This is a genomic window from Deinococcus roseus (assembly GCF_014646895.1).
GTDB lineage: Bacteria > Deinococcota > Deinococci > Deinococcales > Deinococcaceae > Deinococcus_C > Deinococcus_C roseus.
Genome location: NZ_BMOD01000024.1, coordinates 60,807 through 75,747, shown reverse-complemented (window position 1 = coordinate 75,747; position 14,941 = coordinate 60,807). Strand labels below are relative to the sequence as shown.

At 56.4% G+C, this 14,941-nt stretch carries 14 protein-coding genes and 1 pseudogene; 9 read left to right on the top strand and 6 right to left on the bottom strand.

Annotated features, from left to right (window positions below; all coding sequences use genetic code 11):
* The 6 genes and pseudogenes from IEY52_RS21505 to IEY52_RS21480 all read left to right on the top strand — a co-directional run.
* A pseudogene (locus IEY52_RS21505) lies at nucleotides 1–440 on the top strand (type I phosphomannose isomerase catalytic subunit); the annotation flags it as partial.
* A gap of 59 nt (nucleotides 441–499) precedes the next feature.
* Nucleotides 500–1,327 carry a carboxylesterase family protein gene (locus IEY52_RS21500; protein ID WP_189006769.1) on the top strand — a complete coding sequence of 276 codons (828 nt, stop codon included), beginning with the start codon at nucleotides 500–502 and terminating at the stop codon, nucleotides 1,325–1,327.
* 139 nt (nucleotides 1,328–1,466) lie between these two features.
* Nucleotides 1,467–2,585 carry an XRE family transcriptional regulator gene (locus IEY52_RS21495; protein ID WP_189006766.1) on the top strand — a complete coding sequence of 373 codons (1,119 nt, stop codon included), beginning with the start codon at nucleotides 1,467–1,469 and terminating at the stop codon, nucleotides 2,583–2,585.
* The gene (gene modA, locus IEY52_RS21490; RefSeq protein WP_229684907.1) at nucleotides 2,582–3,343 is read left to right on the top strand and encodes a molybdate ABC transporter substrate-binding protein; all 762 of its coding nucleotides are present in this window, start codon (nucleotides 2,582–2,584) and stop codon (nucleotides 3,341–3,343) included. Before IEY52_RS21495 ends, modA begins: the two co-directional genes overlap by 4 nt.
* Before the next feature lie 9 nt (nucleotides 3,344–3,352).
* Nucleotides 3,353–4,243: an ABC transporter permease gene (locus tag IEY52_RS21485; RefSeq protein ID WP_189006763.1), complete on the top strand. Its 891-nt coding sequence runs from the start codon at nucleotides 3,353–3,355 to the stop codon at nucleotides 4,241–4,243.
* 102 nt (nucleotides 4,244–4,345) lie between these two features.
* Nucleotides 4,346–4,816, top strand: coding sequence for a multidrug DMT transporter (locus IEY52_RS21480; RefSeq protein ID WP_189006746.1), 471 nt, complete (start codon nucleotides 4,346–4,348; stop codon nucleotides 4,814–4,816).
* A 41-nt stretch (nucleotides 4,817–4,857) separates the two neighbouring features.
* On the opposite strand, the gene IEY52_RS21475 is transcribed toward IEY52_RS21480, so the two are convergent.
* Nucleotides 4,858–5,268, bottom strand: a complete 411-nt coding sequence (locus IEY52_RS21475) for a hypothetical protein (RefSeq protein WP_189006743.1) — start codon at nucleotides 5,266–5,268, stop codon at nucleotides 4,858–4,860.
* Nucleotides 5,269–5,401: 133 nt separating this feature from the next.
* Nucleotides 5,402–7,228: an alpha-amylase family glycosyl hydrolase gene (locus tag IEY52_RS21470; protein WP_189006740.1), complete on the bottom strand. Its 1,827-nt coding sequence runs from the start codon at nucleotides 7,226–7,228 to the stop codon at nucleotides 5,402–5,404.
* 640 nt (nucleotides 7,229–7,868) lie between these two features.
* Here IEY52_RS21470 and IEY52_RS21465 point away from each other — a divergent pair.
* Nucleotides 7,869–8,864, top strand: a complete 996-nt coding sequence (locus IEY52_RS21465; protein WP_229684906.1) for a LacI family DNA-binding transcriptional regulator — start codon at nucleotides 7,869–7,871, stop codon at nucleotides 8,862–8,864.
* 48 nt (nucleotides 8,865–8,912) lie between these two features.
* Here the strand turns inward: IEY52_RS21465 and IEY52_RS21460 are convergent, their stop codons facing one another.
* Entirely contained in the window at nucleotides 8,913–9,194 is a 282-nt protein-coding gene (locus IEY52_RS21460; protein ID WP_189006737.1) for a hypothetical protein, read from the bottom strand.
* Between the two features lie 272 nt (nucleotides 9,195–9,466).
* On the opposite strand from IEY52_RS21460, the gene IEY52_RS21455 reads away from it, so the two are divergent.
* Nucleotides 9,467–9,748 carry a hypothetical protein gene (locus tag IEY52_RS21455; RefSeq protein WP_189006734.1) on the top strand — a complete coding sequence of 94 codons (282 nt, stop codon included), beginning with the start codon at nucleotides 9,467–9,469 and terminating at the stop codon, nucleotides 9,746–9,748.
* A gap of 337 nt (nucleotides 9,749–10,085) precedes the next feature.
* Complete coding sequence (locus IEY52_RS21450) at nucleotides 10,086–10,409, top strand: hypothetical protein (RefSeq protein WP_189006731.1); 324 nt, start codon at nucleotides 10,086–10,088, stop codon at nucleotides 10,407–10,409.
* A 6-nt stretch (nucleotides 10,410–10,415) separates the two neighbouring features.
* Here IEY52_RS21450 and IEY52_RS21445 read toward each other — a convergent pair whose 3' ends face one another.
* From IEY52_RS21445 to IEY52_RS21435, 3 genes are all read right to left on the bottom strand, one after another.
* Nucleotides 10,416–11,519, bottom strand: a complete 1,104-nt coding sequence (locus IEY52_RS21445) for a sensor histidine kinase (protein ID WP_189006729.1) — start codon at nucleotides 11,517–11,519, stop codon at nucleotides 10,416–10,418.
* Between the two features lie 237 nt (nucleotides 11,520–11,756).
* Complete coding sequence (locus tag IEY52_RS21440; protein WP_189006727.1) at nucleotides 11,757–11,927, bottom strand: hypothetical protein; 171 nt, start codon at nucleotides 11,925–11,927, stop codon at nucleotides 11,757–11,759.
* Nucleotides 11,928–12,076: 149 nt separating this feature from the next.
* Nucleotides 12,077–14,686 carry a sensor domain-containing diguanylate cyclase gene (locus IEY52_RS21435; protein WP_189006725.1) on the bottom strand — a complete coding sequence of 870 codons (2,610 nt, stop codon included), beginning with the start codon at nucleotides 14,684–14,686 and terminating at the stop codon, nucleotides 12,077–12,079.
* Nucleotides 14,687–14,941: the final 255 nt, after the last annotated feature.

Genomic DNA, 14,941 nt, shown 5'->3' with positions numbered 1-14,941 from the left:
TGCACGCGTTGGGTCCAGGCTTGTTCATTTACGAGGTGCAGCAAACCAGCGACCTGACCTACCGGGTGTACGACTGGGACAGGCCCGCCCATGCCGGAAGAAGACTGCATCTGCAAGAATCTGCCGCCGTCACCCGTGCAGATTTCTCCGGTCAGCTCACCCACCAGCCCCCACTGGAGGAAACCGCAGCGCATCCTCTGGTCAGCTGCCCTTACTTCACCACCGAATTGCTGCACCTGGCCTCTCCTCTGCAAGCGCAGACCACCGGAGATACCTTTCACACCCTCACCGTGACCCATGGAACGGTGGAACTGCACGGTGGTGAAGCCCCACTGACCCTGCAACCCTGGGAAACCGTGCTGGTTGCCGCTGCACCCACCCTTTATGAACTTGTTCCTCTGAATGGCACCGCCCAGGTGCTGCGGTCATTCCTGCCCTGATTTCTTCCCCATTCACCCCTCTTTCTGCTGGCATTTGCCAGAACCCCTCAAGGAGCGTCATGCTGAAACTCATGTCAAGCACCCTGGTTTCCGTCCTGCTGTTTGCCTCTGCCGCCCAGGCCAGTCGCCTGATTGACCCCCTCTCTGCCGTCAGCACAGTGGGAACGGGAGGAAGCTGGACCAAAAACACCATCACGGTCAACAATTTCAATTTGCCTTACCAGCTTTACACGCCCACCACCCAGCCCACCTCCAGCAAACTCCCCCTGATCATTCATCTGCACGGCTCTGGAGAGGCAGGCACAGACAACGAGAAGCAAATGCAGTATGGCACCCGCAATGGAGCCCAGTACTTCACCCTCCCGGAAAACCAGCAGGTGCAGGCGGCTTATGTGCTGGCCCCCCAGACACCCGTGGAAATCCGCTGGGCCAGCACCGGCATTGCCGAATACGATCTGGACTCCACCCCCGAAACCGTCTCCATGACCGCCCTGATCAATCTGATTGGTGATCTGCTGAAAACCCACCCGGACATCGACCCGGAGCGCGTGTACCTTGCTGGTCTTTCCAGAGGTGGTCAGGGCGTCTGGAACGCAGCCATGCGCCACCCCGAAATTTTTGCAGCCATCGTGCCGATCAGCGGGTCCAGCAGCCCGAAACATGCCTCCATCCTCAAGAACATGGCCATCTGGGCGTTCCATGCCCAGGACGACCACACCACCAACGTGCAATACACCCGCAACATGATCGATGCCCTGTTCCTGGCCGGAAACACCACCCGCACCCTGCGTTACACCGAGGTGGAATATGGAGACCACCAGGCCGGATGGGACACCGCCTACAGAAACAGCGAGGTGTACCGCTGGCTGATCAAATGGCAGCGGTAAAAAACCTGCTGTGAACTGAAGCCTTTCCTGAAAACCACCAGAGCGCCATTCTGGTGGTTTTGCTGCTGTGAACTCCAGCAAGGCCCCTGTCATGACACTTTAACTTGACATCTCGTAAACAATAGACTACAGTCGCCCCATGATGGGTCCAGAACTCAGCAACCAGGTGCAACAGCGACGTGAACAAACGGGACTGAGCCGCACGGAACTCGCTTTGAGGGTCGGGGTGTCCCGGCAGGCCATCCACTCCATCGAGCAGGACCGCTACATCCCCAACACCCTGGTGGCCCTGAAACTGGCCCAGGTGCTGGGTTGCAGGGTCGAGGACCTGTTCCAATTGCATGAAGCAGCCTCTCCCACAGCCCTCTGGCAGGGAAGCACCCCACCAGCAGAAGGCGGGCGGGTGCTGCTGGCCAGCGTTCAGGGCACGCTTTATGCCCTGCCCATCCCCGAGGAAGAACGCTTCAGCACCCCTGCAGATGCCTTCATCACCCTGGCAGAAAACCGGAAAATCACCGTGCAGCCGCTCACGGAACCTGCCCTCTGGGAAAACACCCTGCTGGTTGCAGGCTGCGACCCTGCCCTGAAAATGGTGGCCAGCAGGCTGGACACTGGACGGGTGATCGTGCAGCATCACACCAGCCTGGACAGTCTGGATTTGCTGCGTGAGGGAAAAGTCCATGCAGCAGGCATCCACCTGTATGACCGCACCACAGGGCAATTCAACACCCCTTACGTGCAGCACAGCCAGATTGGACCATGCACGCTTTTTTCCCTCTGGCACTGGCAGCAAGGGCTGCTGGTGCAAAAAGGCAATCCCAAAAACATCACTGGCCTTGCGGATTTGAAGCGCAAAGAGGTCAGGATCATCAACCGCCCGCAGAGTGCAGGCAGCAAAATCCTGCTGGACGCTTTGCTGGAGCAGCAGAACATTGCTGCAGAGCAGGTTCAGGGGTACCAGACGGTTGCAACAAGCCACCAGGACCTTGCCCGGACCATCACAGAAGGCAGGGCAGACACCGGACTGGCCATTCAGGCGGTGGTCACCGAACAACTGGACTTCATTCCACTGGTTCAGGAGCGCTTCGATCTGGTGGTCCCGGACCGTTTTCTGTCCCATCCGGTGCTGAAAAAACTGCTGGCCTTGTTGACCACCAGCCAGACCCGCAAAAACATCCAGTCGCTGGGCGGATATGACCCCACCCATGCCGGAGAAATGTACACCGCAGTCCCTGAACCCCAAGGAGCATCCCAGTGAAAAAACCCCTCAAGAAACACCTGATGATTGCTGCTGTGCTTTTGATGGGTGCAGCCCACGCTGAAACCCTCACGGTCTTTGCCGCTGCTTCCCTCACCGATGCTTTCAAGGAAATCGGTGCAGCCTACAAAGCCAGAACAGGCGTGGAAGTGACTTTCCAGTTTGCGGGCTCTCAGGTCCTGAGAACCCAGCTGGAACAGGGGGCAAAAGCAGACGTGTATGCCAGTGCCAACGATGCCCAATTTGATCCGCTGGTCAAAGCGGGACTGGTTCTGAACAAACAGGCCTTCACCAGGAATCAACTGGCGGTCATTGTGCCCGCCAGCAATCCTGCAGGCATCAAGAGCTTTTCAGATCTGGCGAAACCCGGAGTGAAACTGGTGCTGGCCCAGCCCAGTGTTCCGGTCGGTCAGTACGCCAGGCAGGTGTTTGACAACCTTTCCAGGGCATCCAATACCCTGTTTGCCCAGCGTGTCCTCAAGAACGTGGTCAGCGAAGAAACCAGCGTGCGTCAGGTGGCCCTGAAAGTCCAGCTGGGTGAAGCGGATGCAGGCGTGGTTTACACCACTGACATCACCCCTGAGGTGAAAGCCAGAGTCAAAACCATTTTGATTCCTGGCAAGTACAATGTGATGGCCACCTACCCCATTGGAACTGTGAAAGGTGGGCAGAATTCTGCGGCGCAGTTCGTGAATTTCGTGGTGTCCAGAGACGGTCAGGCCATCCTCAAAAAATGGGGCTTCCTGAAGGTCAAGTGAGGTGAACCCATGAAACGCAAGGTGCCCTTGGTTCCTGTGGTGCTCAGCACCTTGCTGATTCTGTTTTTGCTGCTTCCCACCTTTGTGATCCTGGCAGAGGGTTTCACAGGTGGTTTTTTCCCTGCCCTGATTGATCCGGTGGTGCTGGACGCATTAAGGGTCAGCGTGGTCACCACAGGCATCACCCTCTTGTTGACGGTGCTGTTCGGAACGCCAATTGCGTACCTGCTGGCCCGTTACCGATTTCCGGGCAGAACCGTTCTGGATGCCTTGCTGGATTTGCCGATTGTGCTGCCTCCAGTGGTGGCGGGTGTTGGTTTGCTGCTGACCTTTGGCCGTCAGGGTCTGCTGGGGCCTCTGTTGCAGCTGGGACACATCCAGATTGCTTTCAGTGCCACAGCAGTGGTGCTGGCGCAACTGTTCACCTCGGCTCCGTTTTACATTCGGGCCTCCAAAGGGGGCTTCCTGTCCATTGACCCGGACATTGAGAATGCAGCACGGGTGGATGGTGCAGGTTCCTGGCAGGTGTTTCGTTTCATCACCTGGCCTCTGGCCTTTCCTTTTCTGCTGGAAGGGATGGTGCTGGCGTGGTCCCGCGCCCTGGGGGAATTTGGGGCGACCATCTTGTTTGCTGGTTCTTTGCAGGGCAAAACCCGCACCATCACCCTGTCGATTTATGCGGCGCTGGAATCCGACCTGAAACCTGCACTGGTGCTTTCTGCCGTGATGGTGGTGGTGGCTTTTGGGCTGTTGTGGGTGGTGCGGTACCTGAACACGGTGCAATTTGAGAATCCCAGAAGGCAGCTGCTTTCAGACGTTCCAGACGTGAAAGATCCTGCTGCAACTGAACCCCTGCAGGTCAGCCAGCAGTCTGAAAAGCACCCTGAAAAAGCAGATTGAAAACAGCATGCAGATGTTCTGGTTTCATGTGGTTCTTCTGCAGAATACATGCCTTGATTTCCAGTATTATGTTTTTAACGAATTTTGTGCTACGATTCTCATATGGAAAACCCTGATGCCATCCTCCGCAAAGCCGGGTTGATGAGTGCCCATGTGGCCCTCTTCAACCGCATGAACGCCCTTCGTCAAATGCTCTTCCTTGCTGAAGTTCTGGATGAACGCCAGGCCAGCGCTGCCCTGGTGCGGGCAGGCAACATCACCACCATTGGCCCCTCCACCCAGGAAGAACCCAGTGTGACCAGCCACCGGGGCCGCACTGCAGATGCTGCTACCTGCTACAGCACCCTGGCTGAACTCAAAGGCCACGTCGCTGAGATGTATGCGGTCACCACACCAGAACTCAAAGCGCTCAATGCCCAGGCCATTGAAGCCCTGAAAGCCAGCGATGACCTCGCTGCATTTGCAGCCACCCTGACCAAACTCGATGGGGACGGTGCAGACACTGCCCGTCGGTCTCGCACGGCCCCAACCCCTCCAGCAACCCCGGCAGAAACCCCTGCCACAGCCTCCTGAGCTGCCTGCAACAACCCGTCAGGACCTGTAAAGGCTGGCCCTCACTTCTGAGTTGGTCTCTCGTTCAGGACCAGCCAGTACATGCCCAGTTGCAGGGTGGCATGTCGGTTCCAGCCCATCACCTCTCCGTGGGCATTCAGGGTGATGATGGCATCGCTGGCGGTCTGGTTGATGGCCCGGAATTTCTCCTCGCTGTTCCTGAGCGCATTGGCGGTGATGCCCTGCTGGGTGTCTGTGTGGTCCAGCGCCCAGGAAAGGGCACGCACCAGCAGCACGAACACCAGCACATTGCCCACGGTGATCAGGGTGGCCCCCAGTTCTGGATTGACCCACCCCAGCTTGATGGCCTCAAAACGCAGCGCGGAAAGCAGAACCGGAACCAGCAAGGCCTTGGGCAGCAGGGGTGAGGGTTTGCCCCTCACCCCCTTGAGAAAATGCGAGCTCTTGAGCATCGGCATCATTCTGTAAGGAGGCCTTCATCAAGGCAAACCTCTGTACAGATCAGGACAGAGATTTGCATTTCCAATTGGGTGCAGGCACACCGAAGGGAACCAAAAAGAAAGAGACCCTGAGGTCTCTTTCTTTTTAAGTTTCAAACTGGATGGACAGGTGCCTCTCTGCATTTGCACCGCCCGTCCACTGCATGGGTTTGCGGGAGTAGGCTCCTGCTGCACCCACTTCATCTCCGTAATACACAAAAGGCACCCCAGGAGCGGTCAGCAGCCATGCTGCTGCAACCCTGGCCTTGGCATCTTTGTTGCCTTCCAGACGCTGACGGATGCGTTGAGGCGTGTAATCTGGTGCGGCCTTGAAGAGGTCATGGTTGGACAGGAACGTCCCGAATTGCAAAAAGGGATAGTAAGACATCGACTGCTCGATGGCCCCCTGCAGTTCGGTCTTGTTCTCGCTGTTCAGCGAGTTCTGGATGCCGTAAGCAATGTCAAACTGGAACCCCACATCAAAACCCTGGTACACATAGCGGGCAGCAGAAAGCATGTCGTCTTTGATCCAGGTCTCCCCCACCGAGAAACTGGAGGGTTTGACGGTCTTGAGGTAAGCACTCCAGTCTCGCCAGTAGCGGTATGTCGCAGGAAGGTTGCTGTCCTGAGAGGCATCTGCATTCTCGTACAGGAACATGGGGGCATCCAGACGGAAACCATCTGCACCCCGGTTCAGCCAGTAAGCACTGACGTCCTTGATGGTGTTCTGCACCGACACGTTGTAGAAGTTCAGATCTGGCGTTTTAACGGCAAACTTGCCCCAGTAGGTGTTGAAACGGGGATCGGTGTGTGGGGCATTGTTTTTGCGCCATGCAGAAACGGGATTGTCCTGTCTCCAGACGTAGTAATCGTCGTAGATGCTGCCGGTTCCTTTGGCTGCCGTCTGGAACCAGGGGTGCTCGTCGCTGGTGTGGTTGAACACCCCATCTATGATCACTTTCATCCCTCTGGTGTGCGCATCGGTGACAAGCTGATCGAATTGGGCCTGACTGCCCAGTTCACTGGCGATGCCCTTGTAATCGGTGACTTCATACCCCCCAAAGTAAATGGAGGAAGCAGGGTGCACGGGCATGATGTAAAGCGCAGTCACCCCGAGGTCTTTGATGTAATCCAGCTTGCTCAGCAGCCCTGAAAAATCCCCAATCCCGTCTCCGTTGGTGTCGAGGTAACTTCTGGGGTACACCTGATAGAACACCGCATCGTTCCACCATCCCAGCGTGCTCTCCGGGTTCGCCACCGTGATGCTCATGCTCTTCGAGGTGCTGCTCCCACTCCCATTCGTGACCGTCAACGTCGCCGTGTATGTCCCCGGTGCACCATAAGTCACCGTTGGATTCTGCTGGTTCGAGGTCCCAGGGCTCGCTCCGGGGAAAGACCAGCTCCAGCTGGTGGCTGCTCCTCCCTCAGAGTCATCAAAGTACCGCACCACCTCACCAGGAATCGCCTTGCTGCTCGACGCATAAAACCGTGCATATGGATACGCAGGCAACTCATCGTTGAACCAGTTGTTCAGGGTATTGGAAGATGCCGTGTCCTGCACCACGTATTTCCGTGGAGGCACGGTTTCGTTGATGCTGTTTCCGGCCCGATTGAGGCGGTAGTTGTAGGTGATCTGGGCGGCACTCTGGATGCTGGATGCGCTTCCAGAGTAAATGCGGTCTCCATCCGGGTCGGTCAGGGCCACCGTGCCAAAACTCCCGCTGACACCGACCGTGTCCGTTCCAGGCGTGAACTGGCTTGCTTTGATCCTCCGGTCCAGGTTCACGTTGAAAGTCACACTGGTGGACACGGCTTGCCTGGTGGGTTTGCTGCTGGTCTGGGAGACAGGAGGGTGGGTCAGGGACCCGCAAGCTGCCAGGGTGAGGGTGCAGAGGGTGAGGGCCAGGGTTTTTGGTCGAATCATCTGGGTCATGTTTCTCCTGCATGAAAGTGGGGTTCAGAGGAAGCTGGATGGCCAGTGCACATCAGGACAGCAGACACCTGACCTGAATTGTTCAGCGAAGACTGAAACCGTTCAGATCCAGGAATTTCCGTTGCTGGTTGAAAAGGAAAAGAAGGTGTGTGGGAAAGAGCTTTTTGGCATCCATCAGGGCCAGGTTGAACACAGTCGGTTGAACAGGGTCGAGCACAGTCGAGCACAGGGATCAGCACACAGATCAAGGGGCAGTGGGTTGGGCCAGCTGCATCATTCCTTTATGGTATCGATACCATAGAAGAAAGCCAACAAAGCGGATTTTGTTTCGCTTTTTGTTCATTTATTGGTATCGATACCAGGGATGTTTTCAGTATTGACCAACATCGGGCTCCTGTCAAGCAGCCAAACCCTCAAGAATCTGAACCCAATTTTGCACCAGCAAGACCATGCTGGCTGCACATTTGCACCACATGTGCAGCTTGACTTCTGGTACAGCAGCAAGGACAATGGGACATCTGTGGTTGTACCAGAATTTCAAGTGTGATGGGATACGCTTTTTGCCCTGATGGCTGGTGTTTTGGCAACGCTACCAGAATCAACCTCAGGAAGTGCCTTCTCTTCTCCCAAAGGATGCCCCTTGAAACCCAATGTGAAACAGGTCGCAAAACTGGCCGGCGTGGGAACCAGCACCGTCTCCCGTGTCCTCAACAACCAGCCCAACATCTCCGATGAAGCCCGCGAGAAAGTCCTGAAAGCCATTGAAACCCTGGGGTACACCCCCAACCTGGACGCCAGAAGCCTCAGGTACGGTCAGAGCGGAGCGGTTTCCATTTTGCTTCCCGTCACCGGCATCCCCTTTTACGACACCCTGCTCTCTGGCATCTACAGCGAACTGGAAAAAGTGGACCTGGACCTCGCTTTCTTCCCGGTGGTGGGCGAAAACCGCCTGCGCAGGTACCGGGAAGTCACCAGCATCCCCTACCGGGCAGATGGCCTGCTGATTGCCTCCCTGAACCCGGAACGCATGTACCAGGGCCGTCCCCCCTTCACCAAACCCATTGTGCTTGTGGACACCCACCACAAGGACTACCACAGTGTGTCCTTCGACAACCTCACGGCAGGCCAGATGGCTGCACAACACGCCCTGGAATGCCGCCTCCCCATCCTTTTTGTGGACATCCAGGAAATCCCCGGAGAATTTGAATCTCCGGTGTTCGCAGACCGCAGGCAGGGCATCCTGACCGCACTGTCCCGCCACGGCATTGTGCCCAGACAGACGCTGTACACCAAAGCCTCCCTGGAAGGGGGGCGCAAGATTGGACAGCACCTGCTGCAAAATCCACTGGATGGACCCCATTTCATCCTGGCCCAGTGTGACGATGTGGCCATTGGCATCCTCAGGCACCTCACTGAAGCGGGCCAGCAGGCCGGACAGGACTTCCTGATCATGGGCTTCGATGACAATCAGGACGCACAGCAGGCCGGACTGACCACCATTCGCCAGCCGGTGCGTGAAATGGGAGCAAAAGCCGCCCAGTTCCTGGTCCAGGCCCTCAACCAGGAACTCCACCAGTTGAAACACCAGCAATTCCCTCCCTCTCTGGTGGTCCGGCCCACCACCTCCAGACCCTGAACCTCTGGCCCTGAACTTCTGGCCCTGAACCTCTGGCAGGGCCCTGCTTCAGTCCAGACGGGTGATGTATCCGGTGCGGATTCCGAGCGCCATGAACTCCTCTGCTGTGTTCGGCACGGGTTCATGCAGGTTGTGCTTTTCGTTGATGTAGCCCGTGATGCGGCTCCACAGGGACTGATCGGACATCAATTTGATAGCAGCACGCACCAGAAAAGGAGCCCGCCGCTCCAGTTCCTTGCGGGCCTGTTTCCAGATGTCTGATTCATTTTCACCTGTGATGCTTTCATTGACCTGCACCTGATCGGTCTGGATGTTCACCTGAAATTTCATCTGAACATCATTCCATGCCTGCAGGGTGAACACTGCAAAACACATCACTGCCCTGCAAATGAAGCAGATGAAACAACTGTCACAATTTTCTGGTCAGGCCTTACAAAAGCACAACAGACCCCAAGGCAGCTCCGAAGTGCCTCATGGCTGTCCTGTTGAGAAAAATTTTTCAATGGTCAGCTGTAAAGGTCTGAAAAAGCCCTGCTCAGGTCATCCATTCCTTCCCTGGAGCGGTCATGATGTTGTGACAGGGGTTCTGGTACCTTGACCACATGCGGTTGCAGGAAGTCCGGGATTTCATCATGGTGGTCACCACAGCAGAAGAAGTGGCGACCCTGCCCCTCCATCAGATCGATCGGGTGGAGGAAGCAGCAGGGCATCCCACAATGGCCCTGGTGACCATGAAAAGGCACGATGGAGAGCCCGGACGCACCCTCACCATCCAGGAAACCGCCCATTGTTTTCTGGAACGCTGCGCCAGCTTGCAAGAGGCCCTGAAAAACCGGGACGATGCGGGCATCAACCACCACCTGGCTCCACCCTTGAAACCCTGAACACCCCAACCCAAAACCCAGAACCCAGCAACCTGTGGATTCCTGACCAAGGTCAGCATTGTTGCAGCCTGGACCTGACTTTGATCCAATCTTTGCAGCTGAAGCATTGTTCTGCAGCACAAACACAGGGTACAATCATCTTGCACATCAAAATCCGGCAGGCATTTCATGTGAAGGGGTTAACTTCAAGTTGGCATCACGTAGACTTGCAAAAACAGCACAGTTCTGTGTTGACCTGCACGGTACACCTGTCAGGGCAACATGGGCTGTGTTTGAATTTTTTCATGTGCAACAGATGTGCACACCACCCTGAAGCAACACCTTGAGGAGGCCAGCCATGGAATGCATTTGTGTTTGCCCCAGTTTCCAGCCGGACCCTGCCCAGCCCACCATGCGGGTGGAAGTGTACGCCGATGCTGGGCGTGATCACCTGTTGATTGTGCTGTACCCTTCCAGGTTTCTGGCCATTCCCTCCCAGCAAATGGCTGGATGGATGGAAATGCTGTACCAGCAGGAACTCATCCGCTACCTGACCCCATCCACCACCCTGCGCTGGTATTGCCTCACCGAGGGATCCAATTTTCTGATGGAACTGGTGGCTTCTTCTTTCAGCCCTGCTGGAGAAATCCGCACCGTGGCCATCGACCGGGCCATGGCCTGACCAGCATCAGGACATACTGGGCAGTTTCACCACAGCCGTGGTGCCCTCTCCCACACGGCTTTCCAGCCAGATCTGGCCTCCGTGGCCTTCCACAATCCACTGGGCAATAGATAGGCCCAGACCACTGCCTCCCGGATCCTGGTCTTCTTTCAGGGCAGAACGGTAAAAGCGGTCAAACACCCGTTGCAGGTCTTCTGCAGGGATGCCCACTCCGGTGTCGGAGACCTTCAACACAACAAATCCTGACTCTGCCTGCAGCTTCACGGTGACCTCTCCCCCTGTGGGGGTGTACTTGAATGCATTGCCCACCAGAATGATCAGCAGTTGCTTCAGGCGGTCGCTGTCTCCCAGCACCCAGCAGGAATCCAGGTGGCCCACTGTCAGGGTGACGTTTCCCCTGCTGTGCTGCAGGTCCCTGGCGGCATCCAGCACCAGTTGATCCAGCGGCACCTCGTCTTCCATCATCTGCACCCGGGTGCCCCTGGTGAGGCCCAGCAAATCAGACACCAGCCGTCCCAGCCGCAGGGTTTCCCGGTAGCAATCCTGCAGCATCTCCTGTTTTTCCTCCGGAGGGATGTGGGGAAATTTCAGCAGCACCTCCAGGTTGCCCAGGATGCCGGTCAGGGGGGTTTTGATCTCGTGGGAGACCTCCATCACAAAGCGGGTCTGGGCTTCACTGAGGTCCTGCAGTTTTCTTTCGTTTTCCCGCTGCCTTTCCTCAAAAACCTTGCGTTCGCTGAGGTCCCGCAAATAAGCCGTGAAATAAATCCCACTGCTCAGGTGAATGGGGTGAAAGCTCACTTCGCAGGGGAACTGGCTGCCGTCTTTGCGCAGGGCAGGCACCTCCACCCGCTGGCCCACAATGTGGGCCACTCTGGTGTCCAGGTAACGCTGAAAGCCCTTCAGGTGGCTTTCACGCATTTCAGGAGGAACAATCAGGTCCACCATGGGCTGGTCCAGTGCTTCTGCTTGCAGGTACCCGAAGGTGCGTTCTGCAGCAGGATTCCAGTTCACCACCCTGCCCTGTTGATCAATGGTGACAATGGCATCCAGACTGGCCGCCAGAGCAGCAGTCTTGAGGGAATGGTCATCTGGAGGGGATGGGGTCACAGGGCTTCAGGTCTCCTGGGTCAGTGCAACTTGGGTCAGTGCAACTTGAGGCAGCTTGGGACAGTGCAAAACTGAGATGATCTTACCCCAACGAAACCGCCATGGTGCTGCAATGGTGGGACTTTTGCCCAGATGCCCTGCAATCTCCCTGCTTGAGCTGGTCATTTTCTTGCTGACAAAAGCCCGAGAAGCCCTGCAGCAAAACAACATTGGCCTGCCCCTGGCCTTTCATTCGGCTCATTCGTCCTGATGGGATGAATGGCGTTTTCTTCTGCGACGACGTTGTTTTTTGTTTTTGACAAACAATTGCCTCAGGGTTTGTGGTCCTCCCTGAAAAAGCACAAAGAGCAGACAGACCAGCAGGGTCACCCCCACTGCCGGATACACCACTTCATAGATCCAATTCATTGGAATTCAATGATAACCCATTTGAGACAACCCATTTGATCGTGATGGGTTTTGATTTCAAAACCATTTTGCCCAGAACAAAAAGCAGGTGTCTTTGCAATGACAGCAAGCCTCACAACAAATTGCGCCTCTCAACCAGCCTCCATCTTTCAATCCCCTGGTTCAGGAGCGTGCATCTGGTGGTGCTGGTCTTTCATCTGGTACATGCGCTCATCAGACAGCCGCAGCAAATCGTGAATGGTGCTGGCTTCTTCTGGAAAGTAAGCCATGCCCACACTGACATCGGAATGGGGGAAACCTGCCTGTTGCACCTGCTGGATCACTTCCCGCACCCGTTCAAAAATCACTTCCTGGCTGCCCAGAGGGCTGTGAGAAAGCAGCACAGCAAATTCATCTCCGCCCAGCCGGTAGCAACGGTCTTCGATGCGCATGTGTTCCCGCAAATGGTGGGCAAACACCTGCAGCAGGCGGTCTCCAGCATCGTGTCCAGAAAAGTCATTGACTTTTTTCAGGCCATCCAGATCAAGCTGCACCAAACACAAGGGATGCCTGTGCCTGCGGGCTGCAGACAGCCGGGACTGCAAATCTTCCTGGAAGGCCCGACGGTTGCCCAGCTGGGTGAGGGGATCGGTGAGGGCTGCGGCTTCCATGCGCCTGAGGCGTTCCTGGCGTTCCACCGTGACCCTCACGCTGCGTCCTGCAGCCTCGAACAGGTTGCGGTCTTCCCTGCTCCAGGCTTTGCGGCCCTGCAAACTGCAGGCCACGAAAACCAGGGGCTTCTCCTGAGACGAACCCAGCGGAATCAGGGGCACAAAAGCTGCAATCACCCCTTCAGGAACACCCTTCAGATCATCCAGCAATGCTGTTGGCAATGCTGCTTTCACATCATTGATGTAGAGGGGGTGCCTTTGCCGGGATGACCTTTCCAGCCAGCCAGACAGGTCATGGGCCAGCATCTTCTGCACAACTTCATGCACAGCTCCAGATGCTTTTTCCCAGACAGGCTGCACTTCGGTGTCCAGCTCCTGCAGGGTCACCAGGCAGGCAAAATCCAGATCCATCACCTCCGAGACCAGCAGGGTCACTTCTCTGGCCGAATCTGCGGGAGAGAGGTCCTGGTCCAGAATGCGGGACACCTCTGCCTGGGTCTGGCTGTAGGCCAGGGCATTGGCCAGTTGTTCACGGGCATTGCGGGTTTCGCTGATGTCGCGGGCAATGCTGGTGGCCCCCACCACTTCACCTGCAGCATTGCGCACCGGAGAAAAAGACACCGACACGAACACCAGATGTCCGTCTTTGTGCACCCTTTCGGTTTCCAGGTTCACAATGCTGCCTCCCTGTTCCATCACCTGACGGATGCGCTGGGACTCGTGTTGCAAATGTCCTGGGAAAATTTGATGGATGGATGCACCCACCATCTCCTCTGCCGAGTAACCCAGCAATTGTTCTGCTGCAGGATTCCAGAACAGCACTTTTCCAAAGGTGTCCGAACTGACGATGGAATCTCTGGAGTGGGCCAGCAAACTCGCCAGTCGGGCCTGCTGATCTGCCAGCTGGTCTCTGCGGGAGAGGTCCCGCACCGTTCCGGTAAAGAACCTTTCTCCTTCCAGTTCCCAGATGGACACCGACAGTTCCAGCGGGAAGATGTGGCCTTCCCGGGTCTGTCCCTGAATTTCCACCCTGCGGTCCAGCAGGTTCATGATCTCCCCCTGCATGTATTCCAGCAGGTTCTGCTGGTAATGGCTGCGGGTGGGTTCTGGAAGAAGCACCGTAAAATCCCGTCCCTGAAGCTCATGTTCCCGGTAACCGAACAGCTCCTGGGCACTCTGATTGCAGGTCAGAATGCGCCCTGTTGCATTGGTGGTGATGATGGCATCGGCAGCTTTTTCGGTCACGGCCCGGTAACGGGCCTCACTGGATTGCAGGTTCTGCACATGCAACTGGTGCTCCAGGTCTGCCTTCTTCAGGGCCAGGGCCAGGGCGTAGGCCAGGGGCAACAACACCAGGGTGGTGCTGAAAGCCAGCCAGCCCATGCCATGCTCCCAGGCCATCCCGTCTGCACGCACCAGGTGCATCACCAGCAGGGTCAGCAAAGGGGGAAGCAGCAAGGCCACCGGAAACAGCCAGCGGGTCAGCAAACCTCCGGCATGGGATTCAAACTGGATGTTGCCCATCCCCTTGCTGTGTTGCAGGTAAGTGATGCCTGCCCCCAGAAACAACAAACCCACCGCCACATTGAGGGCCATGGGATAAAGGAAACTGCCAGGATCACGCTGCAGGGTGCCATACAGGTAGCCTTGCAGCGTCCAGGCTGCGCCCAGGAAGGCCACCACCACCAGCAACTGTGAAGTTCTGCGGTGCCTCAAATTCAGGGCCAACAGGGCCAGTGAAAGCAAAAGCAGTTCCAGCACAGCAGTGGGTGCAATCTGCACCGGGAAATGCGGGGCCATCCCCTGAATGTACCTGGAGAACACCCAGCGATTGATGGCATACAGCACAGGCACCTGCAAAAACAGCAAGCACAAACCGCTCATTCCCGCCACCAGGGTGGTCAGCCAGAAGCCCAGGCGTTCCCGTTGCAGGGTGTGTTGCAGCAAGGCCAGGCCCAGCACCAGCAAACCCAGGGCCACCAGAGGGTTCATCACCATCCCGGCAGGAAGCAGCACCTCCTGAACCACAGGCCGCCACTGCACATTGAACAGGGCCAGCAAAGACAGCAGGGTCAGCAGAATCACCAGGGCAGCAAAAAACCTCGCCATCTGAAGGCTGTGCTGCCTTCTGGATTGGGGCGGCATCAAGGTTCTGGGCAAATTTTCTGTCTGTGGTCTCAACATGTTGGATGCGTCAGGGCCTCTAAACGTGCTGAAAGAAGGTGAATGTGCCAATTGTGAGGACAGGGCCTGATGACATCATAATCCGAAAGGTCTTACAGGGCTCTTGGGGTTGCTGCAAAAAGCTGTATCACAACACACAAAGAGGATTTTCAGTTGATTTTATGTAAATAACAAAATTTA

Excerpts from the sequence above, each read along its gene's own strand:
- IEY52_RS21500 (WP_189006769.1), top strand. The coding sequence starts at position 500 with ATGCTGAAACTCATGTCAAGCACCCTGGTTTCCGTCCTGCTGTTTGCC.
- IEY52_RS21495 (WP_189006766.1), top strand. The coding sequence starts at position 1,467 with ATGATGGGTCCAGAACTCAGCAACCAGGTGCAACAGCGACGTGAACAA.
- IEY52_RS21485 (WP_189006763.1), top strand. The coding sequence starts at position 3,353 with ATGAAACGCAAGGTGCCCTTGGTTCCTGTGGTGCTCAGCACCTTGCTG.
- IEY52_RS21480 (WP_189006746.1), top strand. The coding sequence starts at position 4,346 with ATGGAAAACCCTGATGCCATCCTCCGCAAAGCCGGGTTGATGAGTGCC.
- IEY52_RS21475 (WP_189006743.1), bottom strand. The coding sequence starts at position 5,268 with ATGCTCAAGAGCTCGCATTTTCTCAAGGGGGTGAGGGGCAAACCCTCA.
- IEY52_RS21470 (WP_189006740.1), bottom strand. The coding sequence starts at position 7,228 with ATGACCCAGATGATTCGACCAAAAACCCTGGCCCTCACCCTCTGCACC.
- IEY52_RS21460 (WP_189006737.1), bottom strand. The coding sequence starts at position 9,194 with ATGAAATTTCAGGTGAACATCCAGACCGATCAGGTGCAGGTCAATGAA.
- IEY52_RS21455 (WP_189006734.1), top strand. The coding sequence starts at position 9,467 with ATGCGGTTGCAGGAAGTCCGGGATTTCATCATGGTGGTCACCACAGCA.
- IEY52_RS21450 (WP_189006731.1), top strand. The coding sequence starts at position 10,086 with ATGGAATGCATTTGTGTTTGCCCCAGTTTCCAGCCGGACCCTGCCCAG.
- IEY52_RS21440 (WP_189006727.1), bottom strand. The coding sequence starts at position 11,927 with ATGAATTGGATCTATGAAGTGGTGTATCCGGCAGTGGGGGTGACCCTG.
- IEY52_RS21435 (WP_189006725.1), bottom strand. The coding sequence starts at position 14,686 with ATGGCGAGGTTTTTTGCTGCCCTGGTGATTCTGCTGACCCTGCTGTCT.